The 19,023-nt window shown below is 73.1% G+C and carries 17 protein-coding genes and 1 pseudogene; 9 read left to right on the top strand and 9 right to left on the bottom strand.

Annotated features, from left to right (window positions below):
• Window positions 1-550 precede the first annotated feature (550 nt).
• The 4 genes and pseudogenes from JGS39_RS16475 to JGS39_RS40905 all read left to right on the top strand — a co-directional run bounded on the left by JGS39_RS16475 (window position 551) and on the right by JGS39_RS40905 (window position 4,327).
• Window positions 551-964, top strand: a complete 414-nt coding sequence (locus tag JGS39_RS16475; RefSeq protein ID WP_219569850.1) for a hypothetical protein — start codon at window positions 551-553, stop codon at window positions 962-964.
• Window positions 965-1,236: 272 nt separating this feature from the next.
• On the top strand, window positions 1,237-2,454 hold the full coding sequence (locus tag JGS39_RS16470) for a cysteine desulfurase-like protein (RefSeq protein ID WP_219569849.1): 1,218 nt from the start codon (window positions 1,237-1,239) through the stop codon (window positions 2,452-2,454).
• A gap of 435 nt (window positions 2,455-2,889) precedes the next feature.
• Window positions 2,890-3,585, top strand: a pseudogene (locus JGS39_RS41915) (FAD-dependent oxidoreductase); the annotation flags it as partial.
• 76 nt (window positions 3,586-3,661) lie between these two features.
• Window positions 3,662-4,327 carry an FAD-binding protein gene (locus JGS39_RS40905; protein WP_308120459.1) on the top strand — a complete coding sequence of 222 codons (666 nt, stop codon included), beginning with the start codon at window positions 3,662-3,664 and terminating at the stop codon, window positions 4,325-4,327.
• A gap of 32 nt (window positions 4,328-4,359) precedes the next feature.
• Here the strand turns inward: JGS39_RS40905 and JGS39_RS16460 are convergent, their stop codons facing one another.
• A complete protein-coding gene (locus tag JGS39_RS16460) occupies window positions 4,360-5,181 on the bottom strand; it encodes an NAD-binding protein (protein WP_219569847.1) in 822 nt (273 codons plus the stop codon).
• Window positions 5,182-5,408: 227 nt separating this feature from the next.
• Here JGS39_RS16460 and JGS39_RS16455 point away from each other — a divergent pair, with 227 nt between their 5' ends.
• Complete coding sequence (locus JGS39_RS16455; RefSeq protein ID WP_219569846.1) at window positions 5,409-7,022, top strand: class I adenylate-forming enzyme family protein; 1,614 nt, start codon at window positions 5,409-5,411, stop codon at window positions 7,020-7,022.
• Between the two features lie 21 nt (window positions 7,023-7,043).
• Window positions 7,044-7,886 (top strand): DUF4437 domain-containing protein, encoded by an 843-nt coding sequence (locus JGS39_RS16450; protein ID WP_219569845.1) that lies wholly within the window; start codon window positions 7,044-7,046, stop codon window positions 7,884-7,886.
• A 138-nt stretch (window positions 7,887-8,024) separates the two neighbouring features.
• Here JGS39_RS16450 and JGS39_RS16445 read toward each other — a convergent pair whose 3' ends face one another.
• On the bottom strand, window positions 8,025-9,473 hold the full coding sequence (locus JGS39_RS16445; RefSeq protein WP_236062760.1) for a dihydroorotase: 1,449 nt from the start codon (window positions 9,471-9,473) through the stop codon (window positions 8,025-8,027).
• A 148-nt stretch (window positions 9,474-9,621) separates the two neighbouring features.
• Here JGS39_RS16445 and JGS39_RS16440 point away from each other — a divergent pair, with 148 nt between their 5' ends.
• The 3 genes from JGS39_RS16440 to JGS39_RS16430 all read left to right on the top strand — a co-directional run bounded on the left by JGS39_RS16440 (window position 9,622) and on the right by JGS39_RS16430 (window position 13,316).
• The gene (locus JGS39_RS16440; RefSeq protein ID WP_219569867.1) at window positions 9,622-10,842 is read left to right on the top strand and encodes a CaiB/BaiF CoA transferase family protein; all 1,221 of its coding nucleotides are present in this window, start codon (window positions 9,622-9,624) and stop codon (window positions 10,840-10,842) included.
• A gap of 117 nt (window positions 10,843-10,959) precedes the next feature.
• Complete coding sequence (locus tag JGS39_RS16435; protein WP_219569843.1) at window positions 10,960-11,802, top strand: cyclase family protein; 843 nt, start codon at window positions 10,960-10,962, stop codon at window positions 11,800-11,802.
• Complete coding sequence (locus JGS39_RS16430; protein WP_219569842.1) at window positions 11,799-13,316, top strand: MmgE/PrpD family protein; 1,518 nt, start codon at window positions 11,799-11,801, stop codon at window positions 13,314-13,316. Before JGS39_RS16435 ends, JGS39_RS16430 begins: the two co-directional genes overlap by 4 nt.
• A 32-nt stretch (window positions 13,317-13,348) precedes the next feature.
• Here the strand turns inward: JGS39_RS16430 and JGS39_RS16425 are convergent, their stop codons facing one another.
• From JGS39_RS16425 to JGS39_RS16395, 7 genes are all read right to left on the bottom strand, one after another.
• Window positions 13,349-14,200, bottom strand: coding sequence for an HpcH/HpaI aldolase/citrate lyase family protein (locus JGS39_RS16425; protein ID WP_308120457.1), 852 nt, complete (start codon window positions 14,198-14,200; stop codon window positions 13,349-13,351).
• 4 nt (window positions 14,201-14,204) lie between these two features.
• Complete coding sequence (locus JGS39_RS16420; protein WP_219569841.1) at window positions 14,205-15,368, bottom strand: acyl-CoA dehydrogenase family protein; 1,164 nt, start codon at window positions 15,366-15,368, stop codon at window positions 14,205-14,207.
• A gap of 3 nt (window positions 15,369-15,371) precedes the next feature.
• A complete protein-coding gene (locus JGS39_RS16415) occupies window positions 15,372-15,821 on the bottom strand; it encodes a Zn-ribbon domain-containing OB-fold protein (RefSeq protein ID WP_219569840.1) in 450 nt (149 codons plus the stop codon).
• Entirely contained in the window at window positions 15,818-16,966 is a 1,149-nt protein-coding gene (locus JGS39_RS16410; RefSeq protein ID WP_308120455.1) for an acetyl-CoA acetyltransferase, read from the bottom strand. Before JGS39_RS16410 ends, JGS39_RS16415 begins: the two co-directional genes overlap by 4 nt.
• Entirely contained in the window at window positions 16,963-17,409 is a 447-nt protein-coding gene (locus tag JGS39_RS16405) for a MaoC/PaaZ C-terminal domain-containing protein (protein ID WP_219569839.1), read from the bottom strand. Before JGS39_RS16405 ends, JGS39_RS16410 begins: the two co-directional genes overlap by 4 nt.
• Window positions 17,406-17,948, bottom strand: a complete 543-nt coding sequence (locus JGS39_RS16400) for an FAS1-like dehydratase domain-containing protein (RefSeq protein WP_219569838.1) — start codon at window positions 17,946-17,948, stop codon at window positions 17,406-17,408. Before JGS39_RS16400 ends, JGS39_RS16405 begins: the two co-directional genes overlap by 4 nt.
• Window positions 17,945-19,023, bottom strand: a 1,079-nt coding sequence (locus JGS39_RS16395) for a RidA family protein (protein ID WP_219569837.1), incomplete at its 5' end; no start/stop codon positions are given. The genes JGS39_RS16400 and JGS39_RS16395, both read right to left, overlap by 4 nt.

Raw genomic sequence — 19,023 nt, 5'->3', positions numbered from 1 at the left:
CTGCGGCACCCTGCCGGGGGCGGCCGCGCTGCGTGGCGCGGCAGAAGACCGACCGCCACTCGGATCTGGAACGTGTTTACGCAACCATGATGCTACGCGTCCATACGTTCCAGGTCACGCCCACTTCGGCGTGCGCGGACCATCGAGAGGGAGCGCCTCCCCCGACTTTTCGAGAGTTAACAGGAATGCACACGTATTGACGCGCTGTCGCTGGACGTGCCGCGCCGGCTCGGGATCGACAGGGTGGTACGTGCTCGTATGTTTACGTTCTCAGCCACGGTCGGGCCGGCAGGGGCGCGACGTTCCGGGCCGCCGCTCGACAGCCGCCCGTGTGCCTTCCCCACCCGGCCTGCCCGCACGGACCTGAAGACCGCGGCGTGAAGCGGTCCGGCGCTGACAGCCCGGAGGAAAGCGGCCGGCCCGCCACCAACGGCGGCCGGGGTCGTCATCTCCGGTGTGCCGGCGGGGATTTCCGGCGGAGCGGGGTCTCCGTCCGGCTTCCGTGGTAGACCGGGCAGATCACGTGACGCGAACAGGGAGGGCATCGCCCATGGGCCGGCCGACGACGTCAGCGCCGCTGCCGAAAGACACGAAGGTCCTGTCCATCGGGGTGCATCCGCGCGCGCTCGACTACAGCCGGATGCCCGAGGGCATCGACGAGGCGGCGTTCACCGCCCGGGTCGAGGCCGGGAACGCGGCGCTGCGCGAGTCGGGGTTCGATGTGGTCGCGTGTCTGATCGACACCTCCGCGGACCACGCCGAGGCGACCGTCCGGGAGTATCTGGGCCGGCATGCGTTCGGGTTGGCGATGGTCGGCGGTGGCGTACGCATGATGCCGGAGAACACCCTGCTGTTCGAGCGACTGCTCAACGTCCTCACCGAGGCGGCGCCCGGTATCCGGCTGTGCTTCAACACGGCGCCGGAGAACACGGTCGAGGCGCTGAGGCGGTGGATCCGGGCGTGATCGGTCGAACCACCGGCTCATGAGCCCCACCGATGCGAAGCGAGGGTACGGCGCGGACGCGACCCGCCCGTGAGGTGGACGCCCGATCAGGACTCTCCCGGGCTCGCCGTGTGCGGGGTCGCCGTCCCCCGGGGATCTCGCGCAACGCGTAGCCGACCCGGGCGCGTGTCCCGTACACACACAAGGCAGGATCAATCCCGGAAGCCGCTGCCGCGAGCCGCCCCTGGGCCGTCGAGGTCCGGTCCCGCCCCGCTCATGTCCAGGAGAACCGCATGCCCCTCGATGTCCCCGCACTCCGCGCGCAGATTCCGGCCCTGTCGGCGGGGTCGGCCCGTTTCGACGCGCCCGGTGGCACCCAGACCCCGCAGCCGGTGATCGACGCGGTCGTGGAGGCACTGTCCCGTCCGCTCGCCGTACGGGGCACGCAGAACGAGGGCGAGCGGAACGCGGAGGCGATCGTGGCCGGGGCGCGGGCGGCGCTCGCGGACCTGGTCGGGGCACAGCCGCGCGGCATCGTGTTCGGACGCAGTTCCACCCAGCTCACGTACGACCTGGCGCGGACCCTGGCCAAGGACTGGGGGCCGGGGGACGAGGTGGTGGTCAGCCGTCTCGACCACGACGCCAACATCCGCCCCTGGGTACAGGCGGCGGAGGCCGTCGGCGCGACGGTCCGGTGGGTCGACTTCGAGCCGGACAGCGGGGAGCTGCCGCCCGCCCGGTTCGCCGAGGTACTGTCCGCGCGCACCCGCCTGGTCGCGGTCACCGGGGCGTCCAACCTCATCGGCACCCGCCCCGACCTGCCCGCGATCGCGGAGCTCGTCCACCGGGCGGGCGCGCTGCTGCACGTGGACGCCGTGCACCTGGCGGCCCACGGCTCCGTCCGCCTGGACACGATCGGCGCCGACTTCCTCGTCTGCTCCCCGTACAAGTTCCTCGGCCCGCACATGGGCGTGCTGGCGAGCCGCCCCGAACTGCTGGAGACCCTGCGGCCCGACAAACTGCTGCCGTCGACCGACGCGGTTCCGGAGCGGCTGGAGCTGGGCACCCTGCCGTACGAGTTCCTGGCCGCGGCCCGGGCCGCGGTGGACTTCCTCGCCTCGCTCGCACCGGGAGTCGACGGCACCCGCCCGGAGCGGCTGGCCGCGGCCTTCGAGGAGATCGAGGCCCACGAGGACGCCCTGCGGGACCGTATCGAGAAGGGCCTGTCCGCTCTCGACGGCATCGTCGTGCACTCGCGCGCGGTCCGGCGCACCCCGACGCTGCTTGTGACCTTCCCGGGGAGGTCGGCGGCGGACGCGTCACGGTTCCTGGCGGAGCGCGGGGTCGACGCACCGGCAGGCTCGTTCTACGCCCTGGAGGCCTCGCGCCACCTGGGGCTGGGTGACGCGGGAGGGCTGCGGATCGGCCTGGCCCCGTACAACAGCGAGGAGGACGCCGACCGGCTGCTGGAGAGTCTGGCCGCTTTCCTCGCGCAGACGCCGCGCGGCTGACCCGGGAAGGACCAGGGCTCCGCCCTGCCGCCGGCTCCCTGGTCCTCAGCCCGAGGCGCGGTGGGAGGTCCGCGGCGTGGGCGCCGGTGCGGGGGCCTGTGCGGCGCGGGTCACGTCAGATACCAGCTCGACCACATCGGGGCCGTACGCCTGCGAGTTGACCACCTTCAGCAGCAGGCAGAAGGCGCGAGGTCCGCGGCGATCAGTGCCGGTGTCCGTGCCGCGTCCACGCTCGGTCAGGGGCCGTCCGCAGCGGGTGCCATGACGTCACTATCCACCGCGGGTTGTGGCCCGGCCGACGGTCGCCACGCGTCCGCGTCCGTCGTCTTCTCGTCGGCATCTTGACCGATCCGCTCCGGTCGGAAACGGTGTCTCCTGGAGCGGAACGCTTCTCGGTTGGCCGGCCGCCGGTCCGATAGCGGGGAGAGGTTGTCTGTGGGCAGGGAAGCGGACATCGTGGTGGTCGGTGCGGGCCCCGGTGGGATCGCGTGTGCGATCGCGGCGGCCGAGGGCGGATCGCACGTCGTACTCCTGGAGAAGACCGCCGACATCGGCGGGGCCCTGCCGTGGTCGGGCGGTCATCTCTCGGCCGGTGGCTTCTCGCTCCAGCGTGCGCGGGGTATCGAGGACGATCCCGAGCGGCACTGGCAGGACATCGCCAGGATCAGTGGCGGAACCGGGCGCGAGGACCTGACCCGGCTGTCGCTCGCGGAGCAGCCGTCCGTGCTGGAGTGGCTGCTCGACGCGGGTTTCGCCGTCGACCCGACGACGCCGCGCATCGTCCACGGACACGAGCAGTACCTCGTCCCGCGCACGGTTCACGCGCTCGAAGTACCAGGTGGGCTGGCCCTGTTGACGGTGCTGCGGCGGCTGCTCGCCCCGCACCTCGCCTCCGGGGCCGTCCGGCTCCTCTGCGGGGCCCGGGCGGCGGAGCTCTGTGCTGACCCGGACGGCCGGGTGGCCGGGGTGCGGACCGAGGGCGGCCGGATCTTCGGCGCGCCGGCCGTCGTCCTCGCGACGGGAGGATTCGGCCATGACCCCGAACTCTTCGCCGAGTTGGACAACGCTCCGCTGACCACGTCGGCGGCGCCGACCGCGACCGGCGACGGAATCCGTCTGGGCCGCTCGGTGGGGGGCCGGTATCCAGGGCCGGGGGAAGTACCTGCCGACCTTCGGCGGCCTGCCGCCCGAGCCCGGAACGCTCCGCGTGGACTGGGTGCACCGCCCTCAGCTCGTCGCCCCCGAACGGCCGCCGTGGGAGGTGTACGTGGATGTGCACGGTCGGCGCTGGACCGCGGAGGACGATCCGTCCATCGACCGCAAGGAGCGCGCCCTGGCCCGTCTGGACCGGATGACCTTCTGGACGGTCTTCGATGCCCGGGCGCTGCGTACGTCTCGGCCCATGGTGCACGGCTGGACCCCGGAGGAGTTCGACGCGGTCTGCGGCCGGCGCCCCGGCCTGCACCGTGCGCCGGATGTCCCCGGCCTCGCCCGCCTGGCCGGCATCGCACCGGGCGGCCTGGCCTGGCAGGTGGCCCGCTACAACGGTTTCGTCGCAGCCGGGCGTGACCCGGAATTCGGCCGGACCCACCTGCCCGCGCCTCTGGTGGAGCCGCCGTTCTACGCGGTGGAGAACCGGCCGGTCACCGTCATCACCTTCGCGGGACTGGACGTCGACACCCGCCTGCGGGTGCTCCGTGAGGACGGTCGTGCGCTGTTGGGGCTCTACGCGGTGGGCGAGGTCATCGGGTCGGCGGCGGTCAACGGCAACTCCTTCTGTTCCGGGATGTGTCTCACTCCCGCCATGGCCTTCGGCCGCATTCTCGGACGTGCGCTGGCGGGCCGGCCCGCCACCCCGGGGCCGACGGCTTGAGCCCCGGCGGGGTCCGGCCGCCGGCGGTGGTCTCACGAGTGCTGGAACGTGAACCCGGTTCGGCGCAGCAGTGCCGAGGAGATCGGGTGCGCCGGAGTGCGGATCTGCTCCCCGAAGGTGAGCGGGGGAAGGCCGGCGGCCGCGCACACCTTGCCGAAGGACTCGGCGTTGGTGGGCGGCACCGTGGTGTCGGGCACGGCGTTGTAGAGGCCGCTCAGTTGCTCGGTGAGGACGAAGGCGAGCGCGCCCGCGGCGTCCTGGTGGTCGATGCGGTGGCGCAGGGCTCCGGCCGCGAACGGGACGGTGCCACCGAGGTGTTCGTGGGCAAGTCTCACCCGCGCGGTGTCGTCCAGGTCTCCGGGATGCCCGGTGACGTCGGGGAGCCGTACGACCGCGCCACCGGGCAGCGCCAGCACGGCGGCCTCGGCCGCCAGGAAACTCCGCGGGGATGCGTCCTCGCTCGTGGTCGGCGCCGTGTTCTCGTCGACGACCGGGCCGGCGGCGTCGCCGTAGACGGAGACCGATCCGGCCATCACCACCCGGGGGTGGGCCGTCGCGGCCGCCCATGCGGTCGCCACCAGCGCGTCGGCGTACTCAGCTGCCCGGGCGGCCGGGTCCAGGGCCCGTCGCAGCCGGGGACTGACCGTGAGGACCAGCCCGTCCGCCCCCTCGGCGACCCGCCGGATCGCCTCGGTGTCCCGGCCGGAGAGCACCACCGCCGCACCGCACACCTCGGCCACCTCGGCCCGTCGCTCCTCGGAGGTGGTGGTGCCCACCACCTCGTGCCCGTCCGCGCGCAGCAGCCGCGCGACGCCCCCGCCGACATTGCCGCAGCCGATCACGACATAGCGCACCCGACACACCTCCAAAAGGAAACAGTGTTCCACTGTGGCGTACGGAACGTCGACGCGCCAGTACCGAAGGGCTGTTGACCGCTGCGTCGGCCCTGTGCCGCAGGGTCGTACGGTGCATGCGCAGCGTGTTTCCATCAGGGAAACTATGTTGACGTAGGTGGAACCGTGGCAGTAGACAAGAGAGGTGCTCATCTCCGATCACCGCTGGGCCCGCGGAGGACGTCGTCATGCCTGATGCACCATCCTTGCCCGACCCGGTCCGGCGGATCATGGCCGGCGGTGTCACCGTCACGATGGCGGACGGCGTGCGCGATCGCGCCCTCGACTCCGCCGGCCGGACCGCGGTCGTCGACGGGGAACGCACTCTGACCTTCGCCGCGGTCCACGCGCGGTCGAACCGGCTCGCCCAGGCGCTGCTCGGTGCCGGCCTGGTACCGGGCGATCCGGTCGCGGTCCTGCTGGGTAACCGCCTGGAGTACCCCGAGGTGGCCGCCGCCCTGGCCAAGGCCGGACTGCCGATGGTGCCCCTGGGTATCCGTCAGACCGGCCCCGAGGTTGCCTGGATCGTCGGGCACAGCGGGGCGCGCGCCCTGATCGTCCAGGGCGAGCGGGCCGAGGAAATGCTCGACGCCCTTTCGGCGAGTGCCGACCGGATCGCCCTGGTGCTCACTGTGGGCGCGCCCGGCCCCGGGCGTGCGTACGAGGAGGCGCTCGCCACCGCACCCGACCGTGACCCGCTGGTGCGGGTCGGCGGCGAAGACGTCTTCTGTATCCAGTACACCTCCGGGACCACCGGCCGTCCCAAGGGCGCGCTGCTCACCCATCGGGGCCGGGCACTGACCGCGCTGCTCTCGGCGCACGAGTGGGGGCTGGGGGCCGGCCGGACGAGCCTGGCGGTCGCCCCGATGAGCCATGGGGCGGGGTTCATGTTCGGCTTCGCGCCGGTCCTGACCGGTGGCACCGTCGTGATGCTGCCCCGCTGGGACCCCGCCCGCATGCTCTCCCTGGCCGAGGAGCACCGGGTCCAGTCCGTGTTCCTCGTGCCGACGCATGCGCAGACCCTCCGGGCGCTGGGCGAGGACGCACCCGCCCGGCACCGTCTCGACGCCCTGGACACGCTGTACTTCAACGCCGCCGCTCTGCCGGTCCAGTTGAAGGAGTGGGTGCTGGACGCGTTTCCGCTCTGCGGGGTGCATGAACTGTACGGATCGACCGAGGGTGGCGTGGTCACCGACCTGCGTCCGGTGGACGCCCGCCGCAAGGCCGGTTCGGTCGGTCGGGCCTGGTATCTGACCGAGGTCCGCGTGGTCGACGACGAAGGCCGCGCCGTGGCGCCCGGCGAGCCCGGCGAACTGTTCAGCAACTCCCCCTTCCTGATGGCCGGGTACCTCGACGACCCCGAGGCGACCGCCGCCTGTACCGCCCCGGACGGCGCGCTGTCGGTGGGCGACGTCGCCACCATGGACGACGAGGGGTACGTGACCATCGTCGACCGCAAGAAGGACCTGATCGTCTCCGGCGGCCTCAACGTCTACCCGCGCGAGGTGGAGGAGGCGCTCCTGCACCACCCGGCCGTGGCCGAGTGCGCGGTGGCGGGAACGGCCGACCAGGTGTGGGGCGAACGGGTCACGGCCTTCGTGGTGTGGGCGCCCGGCGCCGTCCCGGCCGCCGTCGAGGACCTCGCGGACTTCCTGCGTCCCCGGCTGGCCGGATACAAGCTGCCGCGTCGGCTGGAGGCCGTGGACCGGCTCCCGCGCAACTCGGCGGGCAAAGTGCTCAAACGCGAACTCCGTGACGGGGCAGCCCCGTTGCGGCCGCAACAAGATCCCAGTACGGCATGAGAAGCGAAAGGCGGTGGCGCGGTGCGCCCGCATGTGGAACTCATCCATGAGGACGACTACGTATGGCACGTGGCCGAATTGCCGGGAGGTGCGGGCGAGGTGCGCGAGCGGCGGCTCAGCACCGACGAGGAGGACGGCTCCAGCGCGCTCTCCCTCGAGTTCGACACCGACTGGTCACGCGGAGCGGGTGTGCCCGCCGCCGACACCGAGTTCTTCGTCGTGTCGGGCCGGCTGACCTACGGCGACACACCGCTGGGGCCGGGAGGGTACGTCCAGGTGCCCACCGGGGTGCCGATGGATGCCGTGTCGATCGACGCGGGCAGCCGGGTGCTGCACTGGCGCGAGTACGGCCCCGCCGACTTCGCCCTGGACGGTGAGCGTGCGGTGGAGGCCGACGGTGAGGTCACCGTGCGGGACCCGGAGGACATGGAGTGGGTGGCCGCCCCGACCGTGGGGCCGATCTCGCCGCTGTTCATCAAGCTGCTGCACCGTGACGAGAAGACCGGCTTCTACACCCGGCTGATCCTCGCTCCCAAGGGCTGGACGGATCACCGCCTGGCCCACCACCCCTGCTACGAGGAGTTCTACACACTCGCCGGGCGGATGACCTACAACTTCGGCGACATCGACCCGGGCACCTACTGTTTCCGCCCGCCGTTCGTCAAACACGGTCACTTCGTCGCGGAGGAGGACACCACCTGGATCATCCGCTCGGACGGTGAACTCATCAACTGGTACACCACCGAGGAGTGGATCAACTGGGGCGGTGAGGCGGAGAACTACGAGCCCCACCAGGCACCGCAGCCCTCCACCATGCCGCTGCGTTCCCGTTCCCGGGGTGAGTGGACCCGCGACGGCATGTGACGGACCCTCCGGCGGGGCGGATCGCGGTGACGCGGCCGGCCCCGCCGGAGGTGGTACGTCCCGCACGGCGAACGCCCCTGTTCGGACCGGCTGTTGTGCCGGTCCGAACAGGGGCGTCGGCCGTGTCGGTCCGCCGGGTCAGCGGGAGAGGTACCGGCCCTGCGGCGCCCCGGTGACCTCGCCGTCGCGGTAGGCGATCTGCCCGCGCAGCACCGTCGCGGCCGGCCAGCCGCGCACGGTGCGCCCATCGAAGGGGCAGTGGTCCTGGCCGGACAGCAACAGCTCCGGTGTGACGGTGTGCTCGGCGTCCAGGTCCACGACGACCAGGTCCGCGTCGTGCCCCACCATCAACGAGCCCTTGCGGCCGGTCAGGCCGTAGGCGGCGGCCGGTGAGGCCGAGGCCAGCTCGGCTATCCGGCGCAGCGGCACTCCCCGCCGGTGGTAACCCTCCGACAGCAGCAGGGGATAGAGCAGGGCGGTCCCGCCGAACCCCGGCAGGGCGGGCCACAGTGCGTCGCCCTTGCTCTCCTCCATGCAGCACGCGTGGTCGGAGGCCACCCAGTCGACCGTGCCGTCCGCGACACCCGCCCACAGCGCCTCGTTGTCCGCGGGCGTACGGATCGGCGGATTCACCTTGCCGCCGAGACCGGCGCCGGCCGCATCCAGACTCTCGTGGTCCAGGCACAGATGATGGAGGGTCACCTCCGCCCGGATGTCCGCTCCGGGTGCGGCGGCGCGGGCCGCACGTGCCGCGTCGAGTGCCTCCCCGCTGGACAGGTGCAGCAGGTTGACCGGGCAGCCGGTGGCGTGGGCGAGTGTGGCCGCCTCCCCGATGGCCACGCGCTCGGTGAGTGGCGGACGGGCCTCACTGTAGGCGCGCAGCGTCTGCGGATCGCCCGCCGCGCGGACCCGGTCGATGAACAGCCGCATGAGCTCGGCCTGTTCGCAGTGGAGCGAGAGCGAGACCCGGCCGTCCGGACGGGCGGCGTCGGCCGCCGCGACCGCCTCCATCAGCTGGTAGAGGTGGCCGAGGTCGTACTCCTCTCCCTCACCGGTCATCCGGAAGCCGCGGGCGTCGCGGGAGTCGGCGGAGAGGTTGAACCCCTTGTAGAACATGTAGTACTTGAAAGAGCTCACCCCTGCGTCGGCCACCAGCGCCGGGATCTCGCCCGTCTGGGCGGTGTCCATGGGGGCGAGGTGGAAGCCGTAGTCCGTGTGCGCCCGGCCCTCCACCGCCTTGAGGACCTCGGGCAGGATGTCAGCGTACGGCCCGGTCCGGTTGAGGTAGTGCTCCCCGGTACGGAAGTACGACAGCACGCTGGTGACGCCGCCGACCAGCGAGGAGCGTGTCTCCTCCGCGGCGTCGACGCCCAGCTGCCGGTAGATGCCTAGGTGGAAGTGGGCGTCCACGGCGCCCGGGAACACCATCTTGCCCTGTGCGTCCAGCACTTCCTCGGCGTCCGATGCGGGGAGGTCGTCGCCGATCGCGGCCACCACCCCGTCCCGGACCGCGAGGTCGGCGCGGATCTCGCCGGTCCATGGCTGGACCAGCGTGCCGTTCTTCACGAGCAGGTCGTAGCGTGCCAAGTCCTCTGCCGCCTTCCGGTCCCGGATCCCCTGGGGGAAACATCGTTTCTCTTCTGTGCGAGCGTGCCGCATGCTAGCTTTTGGTAACGCTGTTCCGCAAGGAGAAACAGGCTTGACTGAAAAGGTGTGAGCCGCTGTGCCGTCCCGCATCCCTTCCGGAGCCGGCCCCGTGCCCCCTCCGGGTCCGCTCGCCGGACTGACCGTGCTCGACTGCGCCACCTTGTTCGCCGGACCGCTCGCCGCCACCCTCCTGGGCGACTACGGGGCCGACGTCATCAAGATCGAACACCCACGGCGCCCCGACCCTGCCCGCACCCACGGCCCCGCCCGCAACGGCACCGGTCTGTGGTGGAAGATGCTCGGCCGCAACAAGCACACCGCCACCCTCGACCTCTCCCGGCCGGCGGGCGCCGCACTCCTGCTGCGCCTCGTCGAGCATGCGGACGTCCTGATCGAGAACTTCCGCCCCGGCACGCTGGAGCGGTGGGGCCTCGCCCCCGAGCGGCTGCACGAGGTCAACCCCGGCCTCGTGATCGCCCGGGTCACAGGCTTCGGCCAGTTCGGTCCGTACGCGCGCCGGCCCGGCTTCGGCACCCTCGCCGAGTCGATGAGCGGCTTCGCCGCCGTGACCGGGGAACCCGGCGGCCCGCCCACCCTGCCTCCGTTCGGCCTGGCCGACGGCATCGCCGCCCTGGTCGCCGCGTCAGCCGTCCAGACGGCGCTGCTGCACCGGACGCTCCAGGGCGGCCAGGGGCAGGTCGTCGACCTCGCCATCATCGAACCGCTGCTGACGCTGCTGGGCCCCCAGGCATCCGCGTACGACCAGCTCGGCACCGTACCGACCCGCACGGGCAACCGATCCGCCAACAACGCCCCGCGCAACACCTACCGCACCCGTGACGACCGCTGGGTGGCCGTCTCCACCTCCGCGCAGTCCATCGCCGAACGGGTACTGCGCCTCGTCGGCCACCCCGAGGTCATCGACGAACCCTGGTTCGCCGGCGGTTCCGGCCGAGCCGCCCACGCCGACCTTCTCGACGCCCACGTCGGGAGCTGGATCGCCGCGCGTGACCTGGACGACGTCATGGCCGCCTTCACCGAGGCCGAAGCGGCGGTCTGCCCGGTCTACGACATCCGTGACGTGTTCGCCGACCCGCAGTACCGGGCGCTGGACTCCATCACCACCGTTCAGGACCCCGAACTCGGCCCGCTGCGCATGCAGAACGTCCTCTTCCGGCTCTCCGCCACCCCTGGCTCGATCCGCTGGACCGGACGCCCGCACGGCGCCGACAACGAAGCCGTGTACGGCGGACGGCTGGGCCTGACGGCCGACGAACTCAAGGTGCTCATCGACGAGGGAGCCGTATGAGCGGCTCCGAGTGAGCGGCTCCGGATGAGCGGCTCCGGATGACATCACCTCGCCAAGCCACCCGCGCATACGGCCCCCGCCGGCGCACCCACCGAGAAGCCCGATGAAGGGAACTCCATGTCCGGCGCCCCCGGCGTCCTGCCCACACCGCTCTGGCACGCCCTCGCAGGAGCGCGCGTCGTCGACCTCGCGCAGCCGATGCGGCGCGGCATGCCCCAGTCGCCCAACCACCCGCCATTCCGCCTCCTGCTGGAGCGCCGCCACGGCGACATGGTGCGTGAGGACGGCGGTTCGGCGGCCAACGAGATCGTCATCACCGGCGGACACGTAGGCACCCATGTCGACGCGCTCGCCCATGTCTCCCACGACGGACTGCTGTACGGGGGGCTCGCGGCCGCCGAGCAGCAGAGCCACGAAGGCTTCGCCCGCCTCGGTATCGACGAATTCACCCCGTACGTCGGCCGGTGCGTCCTGCTGGACGTCGCCCGGCTGCACGGGGTGCCCGTGCTGCCCGCCGGGTACGAGATCACCCCGGACGACCTCGCCGCCGCCGAAAGCGCCGCGGGCGTCACCGTCGCCGCCGGCGAGGCCGTCCTGATCGGCACCGGCTGGTCGCGGCACTGGGCGGACACGGCGGTCTTCACCGGCCAGACCGGCGGTGCCCCCGGGCCCGGCGCAGCGGCGGGGGAGTGGCTGGCCGCCCGCCGCCCCGCCCTCGTCGGCGGCGAGACCATCGCGTTCGAGCACATCGCGCCCGGCCGGGGTCACGCCACGCTGCCGGTGCACCGCACGCTGCTGGTGGAGTCCGGGATCAACATCGTGGAGACGATGCGGCTCGACGCGCTCGCCGCCACGGGAGCCGCCGAGTTCCTGCTCGTCCTCGCCCCGCTGCCGTTCGTCGGAGCGACCGGCGCCCCCGCCCGCCCGCTCGCCCTGCTCCCCGAGGACGCTGCCGAGTGAACGCCACCAGCGCACCGGCCGCACCCCCCGGCCTGGCCGCCCGACTGGCCGCGTTCGCCGCCGGCTGCCGGGACGGTGTGCCCGAGGAGGTCACCGCCGACGCCACCGGTCGCATCCTCGACTTCCTGGGCAACTGCCTCGCCGCCCTCGGCCCGGACACCGGCGAGAGGGACGAAGCGGCACCTCACCGGGCCGCTCTGCGCACCGCCCGGCGGTCCGGCGGACACCCCGAGGCCGGCGTCATCGGTACCGGCGACCGGTTCCCGGCCGACCGGGCCGCACTGGTCAACGGGACACTCGCACACGCCCTCGACTTCGACGACACGCATCTGCCCTCCGTCCTGCACCCCACGGCCGCCGTACTGCCCGCGGCCCTGGCCGTCGCCGAGGCAGAGGGAGCGGACGGCGCCGCCCTCACCGCCGCGCTCGCGGCCGGCGGCGAGATCTGCGTACGGCTCGGCATGGCGTCCTACGATCCGGCGCTGCGCAACTCGGTGTTCTTCGAACGCGGGCTGCACGCCACCTCGATCTGCGGGACCGTCGGGGCCGCCGTGGCCTCCGCCGTGCTGCTCGGCCTCTCGGCCGAGGGCATCGCCGATGCCATCGGCATCGCCTGCTCCATGGGGGCCGGGGTGATCGAGGCGAACCGGACGGGCGGCAGCGTCAAGCGCGTGCACTGCGGCTGGGCGGCCCACTGCGGCGTCACCGCCGCACAGCTCGCCGCCGAAGGTGTCACCGGCCCGCCCACCGTCATCGAGGGGCGCTTCGGCTTCCTCACTGCCTTCCTCGGTGACCAGTGGCACGCCGAACCCCTCACCGAGGGCCTCGACGCGATGCACGACACCGCCAACTGGCAGTACCTGCGCACCGTCTACAAGCCCTACCCGTCCAACCACTTCACCCATCCCGGCATCGACTGCGCCCTCGCCCTGCGGGCCCGCGGCCTGGACCCGGACACCATCGCCACCGCCGAACTCGGCGTCGCCGGCGCGCCCCGCCGCACCATCGGCGAACCGCGCGAGGAGAAGGTCCGCCCCCGCACCCCTTACCACGCCAAGTTCTCCGGCCCGTACACCGTCGCGGCTGCCCTGCTCGCCGGTGAGAACTCCGGACTGGGCCTGCACCTCGCCGACTTCAGCCCCGGCGCGTTCGAGGACCCGCGGCGCCGGGCGCTCGCCGCGCGCGTCGAGGTCGTCCGGGACGCCGTATGCGACGACGAGTTCCCGCACGCCTTCAGTGCCGTCCTGCGGGTCACCACCCAGGACGGCACACGCTGGGAGCACCGGGTGCCAGGTTCGCGCGGAGGCCCGGCCGCCCCGCTCACCCCGGAGGAGCTGGAGACCAAGTACCGGCTGGGCGCCGAGCCGGTACTCGGGGCCGGGCGGGCGCAGCAACTGGCCGCCTACGTACGTGTGTTGCCGGGAGCGGGCAAGGGGTGTGCCCGAGAGCTCGTCGACGGATGCCGGCCGGAGGTTCCGGATCCGCCCGAGGTTCCGGAGCCGTCGCGGGGCTGACCCGGAGGCGTCCGAGCCCCGGGCCGGCCACTTCAGCGGCCCGCCGCCAGGGTGCGGCGGGCCGCGCGCACCACGGCCTCGTCGATCATGCGGCCGTCCGCGCCGACGATGACGGGCCGGCCGGCGCGCAGCGCGGTGTCGAACCGGTCCACGAGGGCGCGTGCGGCGCCGAGTTCGGCCTCGGACGGAGTGAACACCTCGTGCACCACCGGGATCTGCGCCGGATGGATGCAGGCCCGGGACCGGTAGCCGAGGGCGCGCAGCGCCGTGGTGGACCTGCGCAGCGCCTCGGTGTCGCGGTAGTCGGTGCTCACCGGGCCGACCGGAGGGCCCACCCGGGCGGCCGCGCAGGCCAGTACGAGCGAGACCCGGATCGGCAGCAACTCACGCTCGTCCGGGCCGGGTTCCATGCCGATCTCGGCCCTCAGATCTGCCTCGCCCGCCTGGAGGTGCGCCACCCTGGAGCAGGCCGCGAGCGCGGGCGCCGCCAGCACCGCCCCGGCCGACTCCAGTAGCGGCGACAGCGCGACGGACCCCGGCGCGAGACCCAGCGCGGCCTCCCGCCCGCTCACAACCCCGTCCACGGCCGCCGCATCGGCCGGGCTCTCGCACTTCGCGAGGCACAGGCCGTGCAGGGCGGGTGAGACGACGGCGGCGGCGTCCGCGAGCCCCGTCGGACCGGGGTTGACCCGGACCCACACCTCGGTCGGCCCCCCGGGCGAGATCCCGGCGAGCCAGTCGGCGGCGGCCTTTCGCGCCGCGTCCTTGGCGTCCGGGGCGACGGCGTCCTCCAGATCGACGATCACCGCGTCCGCGCCGCGCTCCAGGGCGCGGGCCAGCATCCCCGGCCGGTCGGCCGGCACATAGAGATAGGAACGGGCCACGGGGTCACCCGATCCTGGTCGCGCCGGAGGTCAGCCGGCGGGCGATCACGGTGCGCAGGATGTCGTTGGTGCCTTCCCCGATGCTCATCAACGCCGCGTCCCGGTAAAGCCGTTCCACCACGAACTCCTTCGAGTAGCCGTATCCCCCGTGCAGCCGCATGGCGTCCAGCGCCGCCGTGATCGCCGTCTCGGATGCGAACAGCTTCGCCATCCCCGACTCGGTGTCCACCCGCTCCCCGCCGTCCGCCCGGGACGCCGCCCAGTACACGAGAAGCCGCGACGCCTGGAGCCGCGTGGCGATATCGGCCAGCCGCAACTGCACGGCCTGGAAGTCATGGATCGGGCTGCCGAACGCGTGCCGTCCCGCCGTGTACGACAGCGCCGCGTCCAGTGCCGCCTGGGCGATGCCCACCGAACGCGCCGCCACGTTGATCCGGCCGGTCTCCAGCGCGGACAGTGCCTGCTGCATGCCCCGTCCCTCGACCCCGCCGAGCAGGCAGTCCGCCGGCACCCGCAGGTCCTCCAGCAGCAGTTCGCACGTCTCGGTGCCCTTGTATCCCAGCTTGGGCAGGTCACGGGTGACGGTGAACCCCTCGGTCGCCGTGTCCACCAGCAGGATGCTCATGCCCCGGTGAGCGGGCCGGGCCTGCGGGTCCGTCTTCACCAGCACGGGCAGCACACCGGCGTGGCGGGCGTTGGTGATCCAGGTCTTGGCGCCGTTCACCACGTAGTGACCGCCTTCGAGGCGGGCGGTGGTCCGGATGCCCTGAAGATCGGTGCCGGCGTCGGGTTCCGTCAGGGCGATCCCGCTGCGGCACTCACCGGTCGCCATCCGGGGCAGCCAGCGCGTGCGCTGCTCCTCGGTGCCGTTCCGGGCGATCAGCAGGCAGGCCAGCGAGTGCGAGCCGAGGATGCCGGCGATGCCCATCCAGCCCCGGGAGATCTCCTCGAAGACCAGCGCGAAGGAGACCATATCGACCTCCAGACCGCCGTGGACCTCCGGCACGGTGAGCCCGAACAGGCCCATCGTGCGCATGGTTTCGATGATCTCGGCGGGATGCCGGCCGGACTCCTCCCATTCGGTGGCGACCGGCTCGATCTCCCGGGTGACGAAGTCGCGCAGCGTGCGGCGGAACAGTTCCTGCTCGGGGCTGAGGGCGAAGTCCACGGTTCACGGCTCCGGTTCGTCGGGGGGCGCGTCGGGCGCCGGGGTGAAGGCGGGCTGGCGCCGGCCGTCGGGCAGGGACAGCCAGACGAGGCGTACGGGCTGGTCGCAGCGGAACGAGTCGGGGTCGCCGAGCACCGGCACCAGCAGCACCGGCCCCGCGGCGAGCCGCACCCGGCCCACGGTGTACGGCACCGCGCGGCCGTCCGGCGCGCGGTGCACGGTCGTGAACGAGTCCAGCACCGCCGCACCGCGCACCGGCACCTGGCGCAGGCCGTCGATGCCGCCGCAGTGCACACACAGCACCCGCGGCGGATGCTGGTGGCCGCCGCACGCCGGGCAGTGCTGGACGCTGAGCGTCCCCTCCCGCGTCGCCTGCCAGAACGCCTCGGTGACGGCGTCGGCGGGGGCGGGCGGAGGACCGGGCAGGGAGGATGCCCCTGTCGTGCCACTCATCGCGTGTCCTGCCGGGCGAGCACCACGGTGGCGTGGGTCGAGAGGATTCCCCCGGTTCCGTGTGCCACAGCGGTCCGAGCCCCCGGGACCTGGCGGGCCCCGCACTCCCCGCGCAACTGCCGTACCGCCTCGATCAGCAGGAACAGTCCGAACATGCCGGGATGCCCGTACGACAGCCCGCCGCCCGAGGTGTTGAGCGGCAGCTCGCCGCCGGGGCCGATGCGCCCGTCGGCGACGAGCGCGCCGGCGCCGCCCGGCGGGCAGAGACCGAGGGCTTCCAGCGACAGCAGCGTCGTGATGGTGAAGGAGTCGTACACCTGGACGACGTCCATGTCGTGCGGGCCGAGGCCGGAAGCGGCCCAGGCCCGGTCCGCGGCGGCCCGCGCGCCGGTGTCCAGGAGGTCGGCGGGGCCGGCCGACCCGGCGTGGGAGGTAGCCTCGCCGTAGCCCAGTACCAGCACGCCGGGACGCGGCAGGTCGCGGGCCCGTTCGGCGGTCGTGAGGACCAGGGCGCCGCCGCCGTCGGTGACCAGGCAGCAGTCGGCGGTGGTGAGCGGACTGGACAGCATCGGCGCGGCCAGCACCTGCTCCACCGTCAGGGGTCCGGCCGTGTGTCGGTACGCCTCGGGGTTGAGCAGGGCCCACGCGCGGGCGGCCACGGCCACCTCGGCCAGCACCCGTCGGCCGAGGCCGTGCACATGCAGATAGCGCCGGGCGGCCAGCGCGTAGTGCGAGGCGGGGAAGAGCGGGCCGGCCGGCGCCTCGAACTGAGCCTCCGGCGACGCCGCGTCGTAGGGCCCGGTCAGCGAACGGCGGCGGGCCGAGCGCTGGTCGGAGCCGTACGCGATGACGACGGTGCGGCACTGCCCGGACGCCAGCGCCTGCGCGGCCCGCGCCACGTACATCTCGAAGGCGCTGCCGCCCGCGAACGTGGAGTCGGTCCAGGCGGGCCGGATGCCGAGGTAGTCGGCGGCCTGAGTGGCGGCGAACCGGCCCGTGCCGGCCGTGGCCAGACCGTCCACGTCGGACAGGGCGAGGCCGGCATCGGCCAGTGCCCGGGTGACGCCCTGGGCGAGCAGGGCGAGGGCGGGCAGACCGGTCACGCCCAGATCGGACGTGGCCGCCCCGACGATCGCGGCTGTCACGAGGGGCCGCCGCCGACCGGAGAGGCCGGCGGCGGGGTGAGCGTCAGCGTCGCCCCGGCGGTCGCCACAGCCGTGCGGGCTCTCGGCCCCGCGACCTCGACGCGCTGCTCGACGGTCACGAGGCCGTCGTCGCCGACCGCCGTGACCCGGCCGGTGCACACCACGCTCTCCCCGGAGAACACCGGCTGTGCGAACCGGAAGTGCAGGGTGCGCAGCACACACTGCGGTCCCAGCCAGCGCTGCAGCTGTTCCGCCAGGAGAGCGCCCAGGACCTGGCCGTCGACGACCGGTGCGGGCAGCCCGCGGGCCGTCACGTACTCGGTGTCGTAGTGCAGACGGTGCCAGTCCCAGGTGGCGCCCGCGTAGGCGACCATCCGGGACAGCGGGAAGTCGCGCCGCAACGGTGGGACCACGGCACCGGGCATCAGCTGCGGGCCCGTCATCGGCTGCTCCCCTCGTCCGCGGCGGGCACGTCGTCGGCCGGGGCGAGGGCGATGTACAGCACGGTCTCCTCGTTCTCCGCCAGCAGTTCGTCGCCGGACGTGTAGGCGCAGTGCGAGCGCACCACGAGCATCGGCAGACCGTCGCCGGTGGTGCGCTCCGTGACGGAGGTGAGCGTCCAGGTGGCGGTGATCAGGTCGTCCGGCCCCACCGGCCGGTGGAACGTGTAGGAGTTGCCGCCACGCACGGTCCGGGTGCCGGGCAGGGAGATGCCCCAGGTGTGCCCCGGGTAGCCGTCCTCGTCCGGGGGCAGGCCCGCGTACTGGTTGGTCTCGCACACCAGGGTGGGCGGGGCGATCACGTCGGGGTGGCCGTGGGCGCGCGCGTAGTCGGGGTCCAGGTGGAGCGGGTCGGCGTTTCCGGTGGCGAGCGCGAAGTAGCGGATCGCGGCCCGCCCCAGGACCTCGGGGGCGGTGTAGACGGCGGTGCGTCCGGTCAGTTGGGCGCGCAGTTCCTCGGTGAGCAGTTTGGGTGTGGTCACCTCGTACCTTCCTCTGCGGGAGCGGGCAGGACAGCTGTGGGGAACAACTCGGTGAGGAACTCACGCCGCAGCAGGGTGGCGCAGCCGACGGAGGTGACGGCGGGCCGGGACGCGGCCCCCAGGATCCGCGTACGGGCGGCGGTGACGGCGGCCCGGTCCGCGACGGCGGGCGGGCAGAGGTACTCCTCCACGGAGACCAGGTGCTCCGGACCGCCGCCGGCCGCCGCGACCACCTCCAGGACGGCGCGCAGCACCGTCTCGGTCTGCGCCACCACGTCGCCCTGGTGCAGTGCCTGCTGGGTCTCCATGTCGAGCGCGGCGAACCCCGACATGTACAGGGTGCGGCCGGCCAGCACACCGGGGCTGTAGGTGAGTGTGTCGTAGCGGCCCCAGCCGGGATTGACGGAGCTCAGCGGGTGCCGGGACGCGGTGACGTCGAGCGCCACCAGGATGCCCGGTGCGTGCAGCCGGCTCATCAGGATGCCCCCGGCTCCCGGGAACACCCCGGCGCCGCCCAGCAGTTCGCGGCGCGGTCCGGAGCAGGACGGATAGGCGCGGCGGGTGGCGGGGGTGGTGTAGTCGAACGTCGTCACGGCGTGGTCGAGGCTCAGTCCAGCGCTCTTCAGCAGCCGTCCGGCCTTGCGCAGGCAGTACGCGTACTGGGTGGGGAAGTCGTCCGGATGGGCGACGTCGCCGTGGTCGTCGACGGGCAGCACGGTGGGGAGGCGCACGGTGCCGTCCCCGGCGGCGGTGCGGTACCCCGCCCGTACCGCCAGCAGCGCGTCGGGATCGGGGAGGGACTCCACCACCACGGTGCGCGCGGAGTCGGCCGCGTCCGGGAAGTGCGCGGCGCGGACCGCCGCGAGTTCCTGGTGGGCGTCGAGCGCGGCGACGGTGACGAACTCGGTGAGCAGGGCGTTGTGCGGGTCCGTGAGCCGGGCGCTCAACGCGCCGTATGCGGCCCGGGCCTGGGCGGCAGGTCCCGCCCCGCGTCCGAGAACGGTCACGTCGGCCGGGCGGGCGGCCGGGGAGTTGCGGCGGTCAACGGGGCCTCCGGAGGGGGACAGGGGAGCGA

It is taken from the genome of Streptomyces poriferorum, assembly GCF_019399235.1.
GTDB classification, from domain to species: domain Bacteria; phylum Actinomycetota; class Actinomycetes; order Streptomycetales; family Streptomycetaceae; genus Streptomyces; species Streptomyces poriferorum.
This window is presented reverse-complemented; position numbering and strand designations above follow the sequence as displayed.

Bases quoted from the DNA above. Each gene is read 5' to 3' on its own strand.
- JGS39_RS16475 (WP_219569850.1), top strand. From the start codon at position 551: ATGGGCCGGCCGACGACGTCAGCGCCGCTGCCGAAAGACACGAAGGTC.
- JGS39_RS16470 (WP_219569849.1), top strand. From the start codon at position 1,237: ATGCCCCTCGATGTCCCCGCACTCCGCGCGCAGATTCCGGCCCTGTCG.
- JGS39_RS16455 (WP_219569846.1), top strand. From the start codon at position 5,409: ATGCCTGATGCACCATCCTTGCCCGACCCGGTCCGGCGGATCATGGCC.
- JGS39_RS16435 (WP_219569843.1), top strand. From the start codon at position 10,960: ATGTCCGGCGCCCCCGGCGTCCTGCCCACACCGCTCTGGCACGCCCTC.
- JGS39_RS16415 (WP_219569840.1), bottom strand. From the start codon at position 15,821: ATGAGTGGCACGACAGGGGCATCCTCCCTGCCCGGTCCTCCGCCCGCC.
- JGS39_RS16405 (WP_219569839.1), bottom strand. From the start codon at position 17,409: ATGACGGGCCCGCAGCTGATGCCCGGTGCCGTGGTCCCACCGTTGCGG.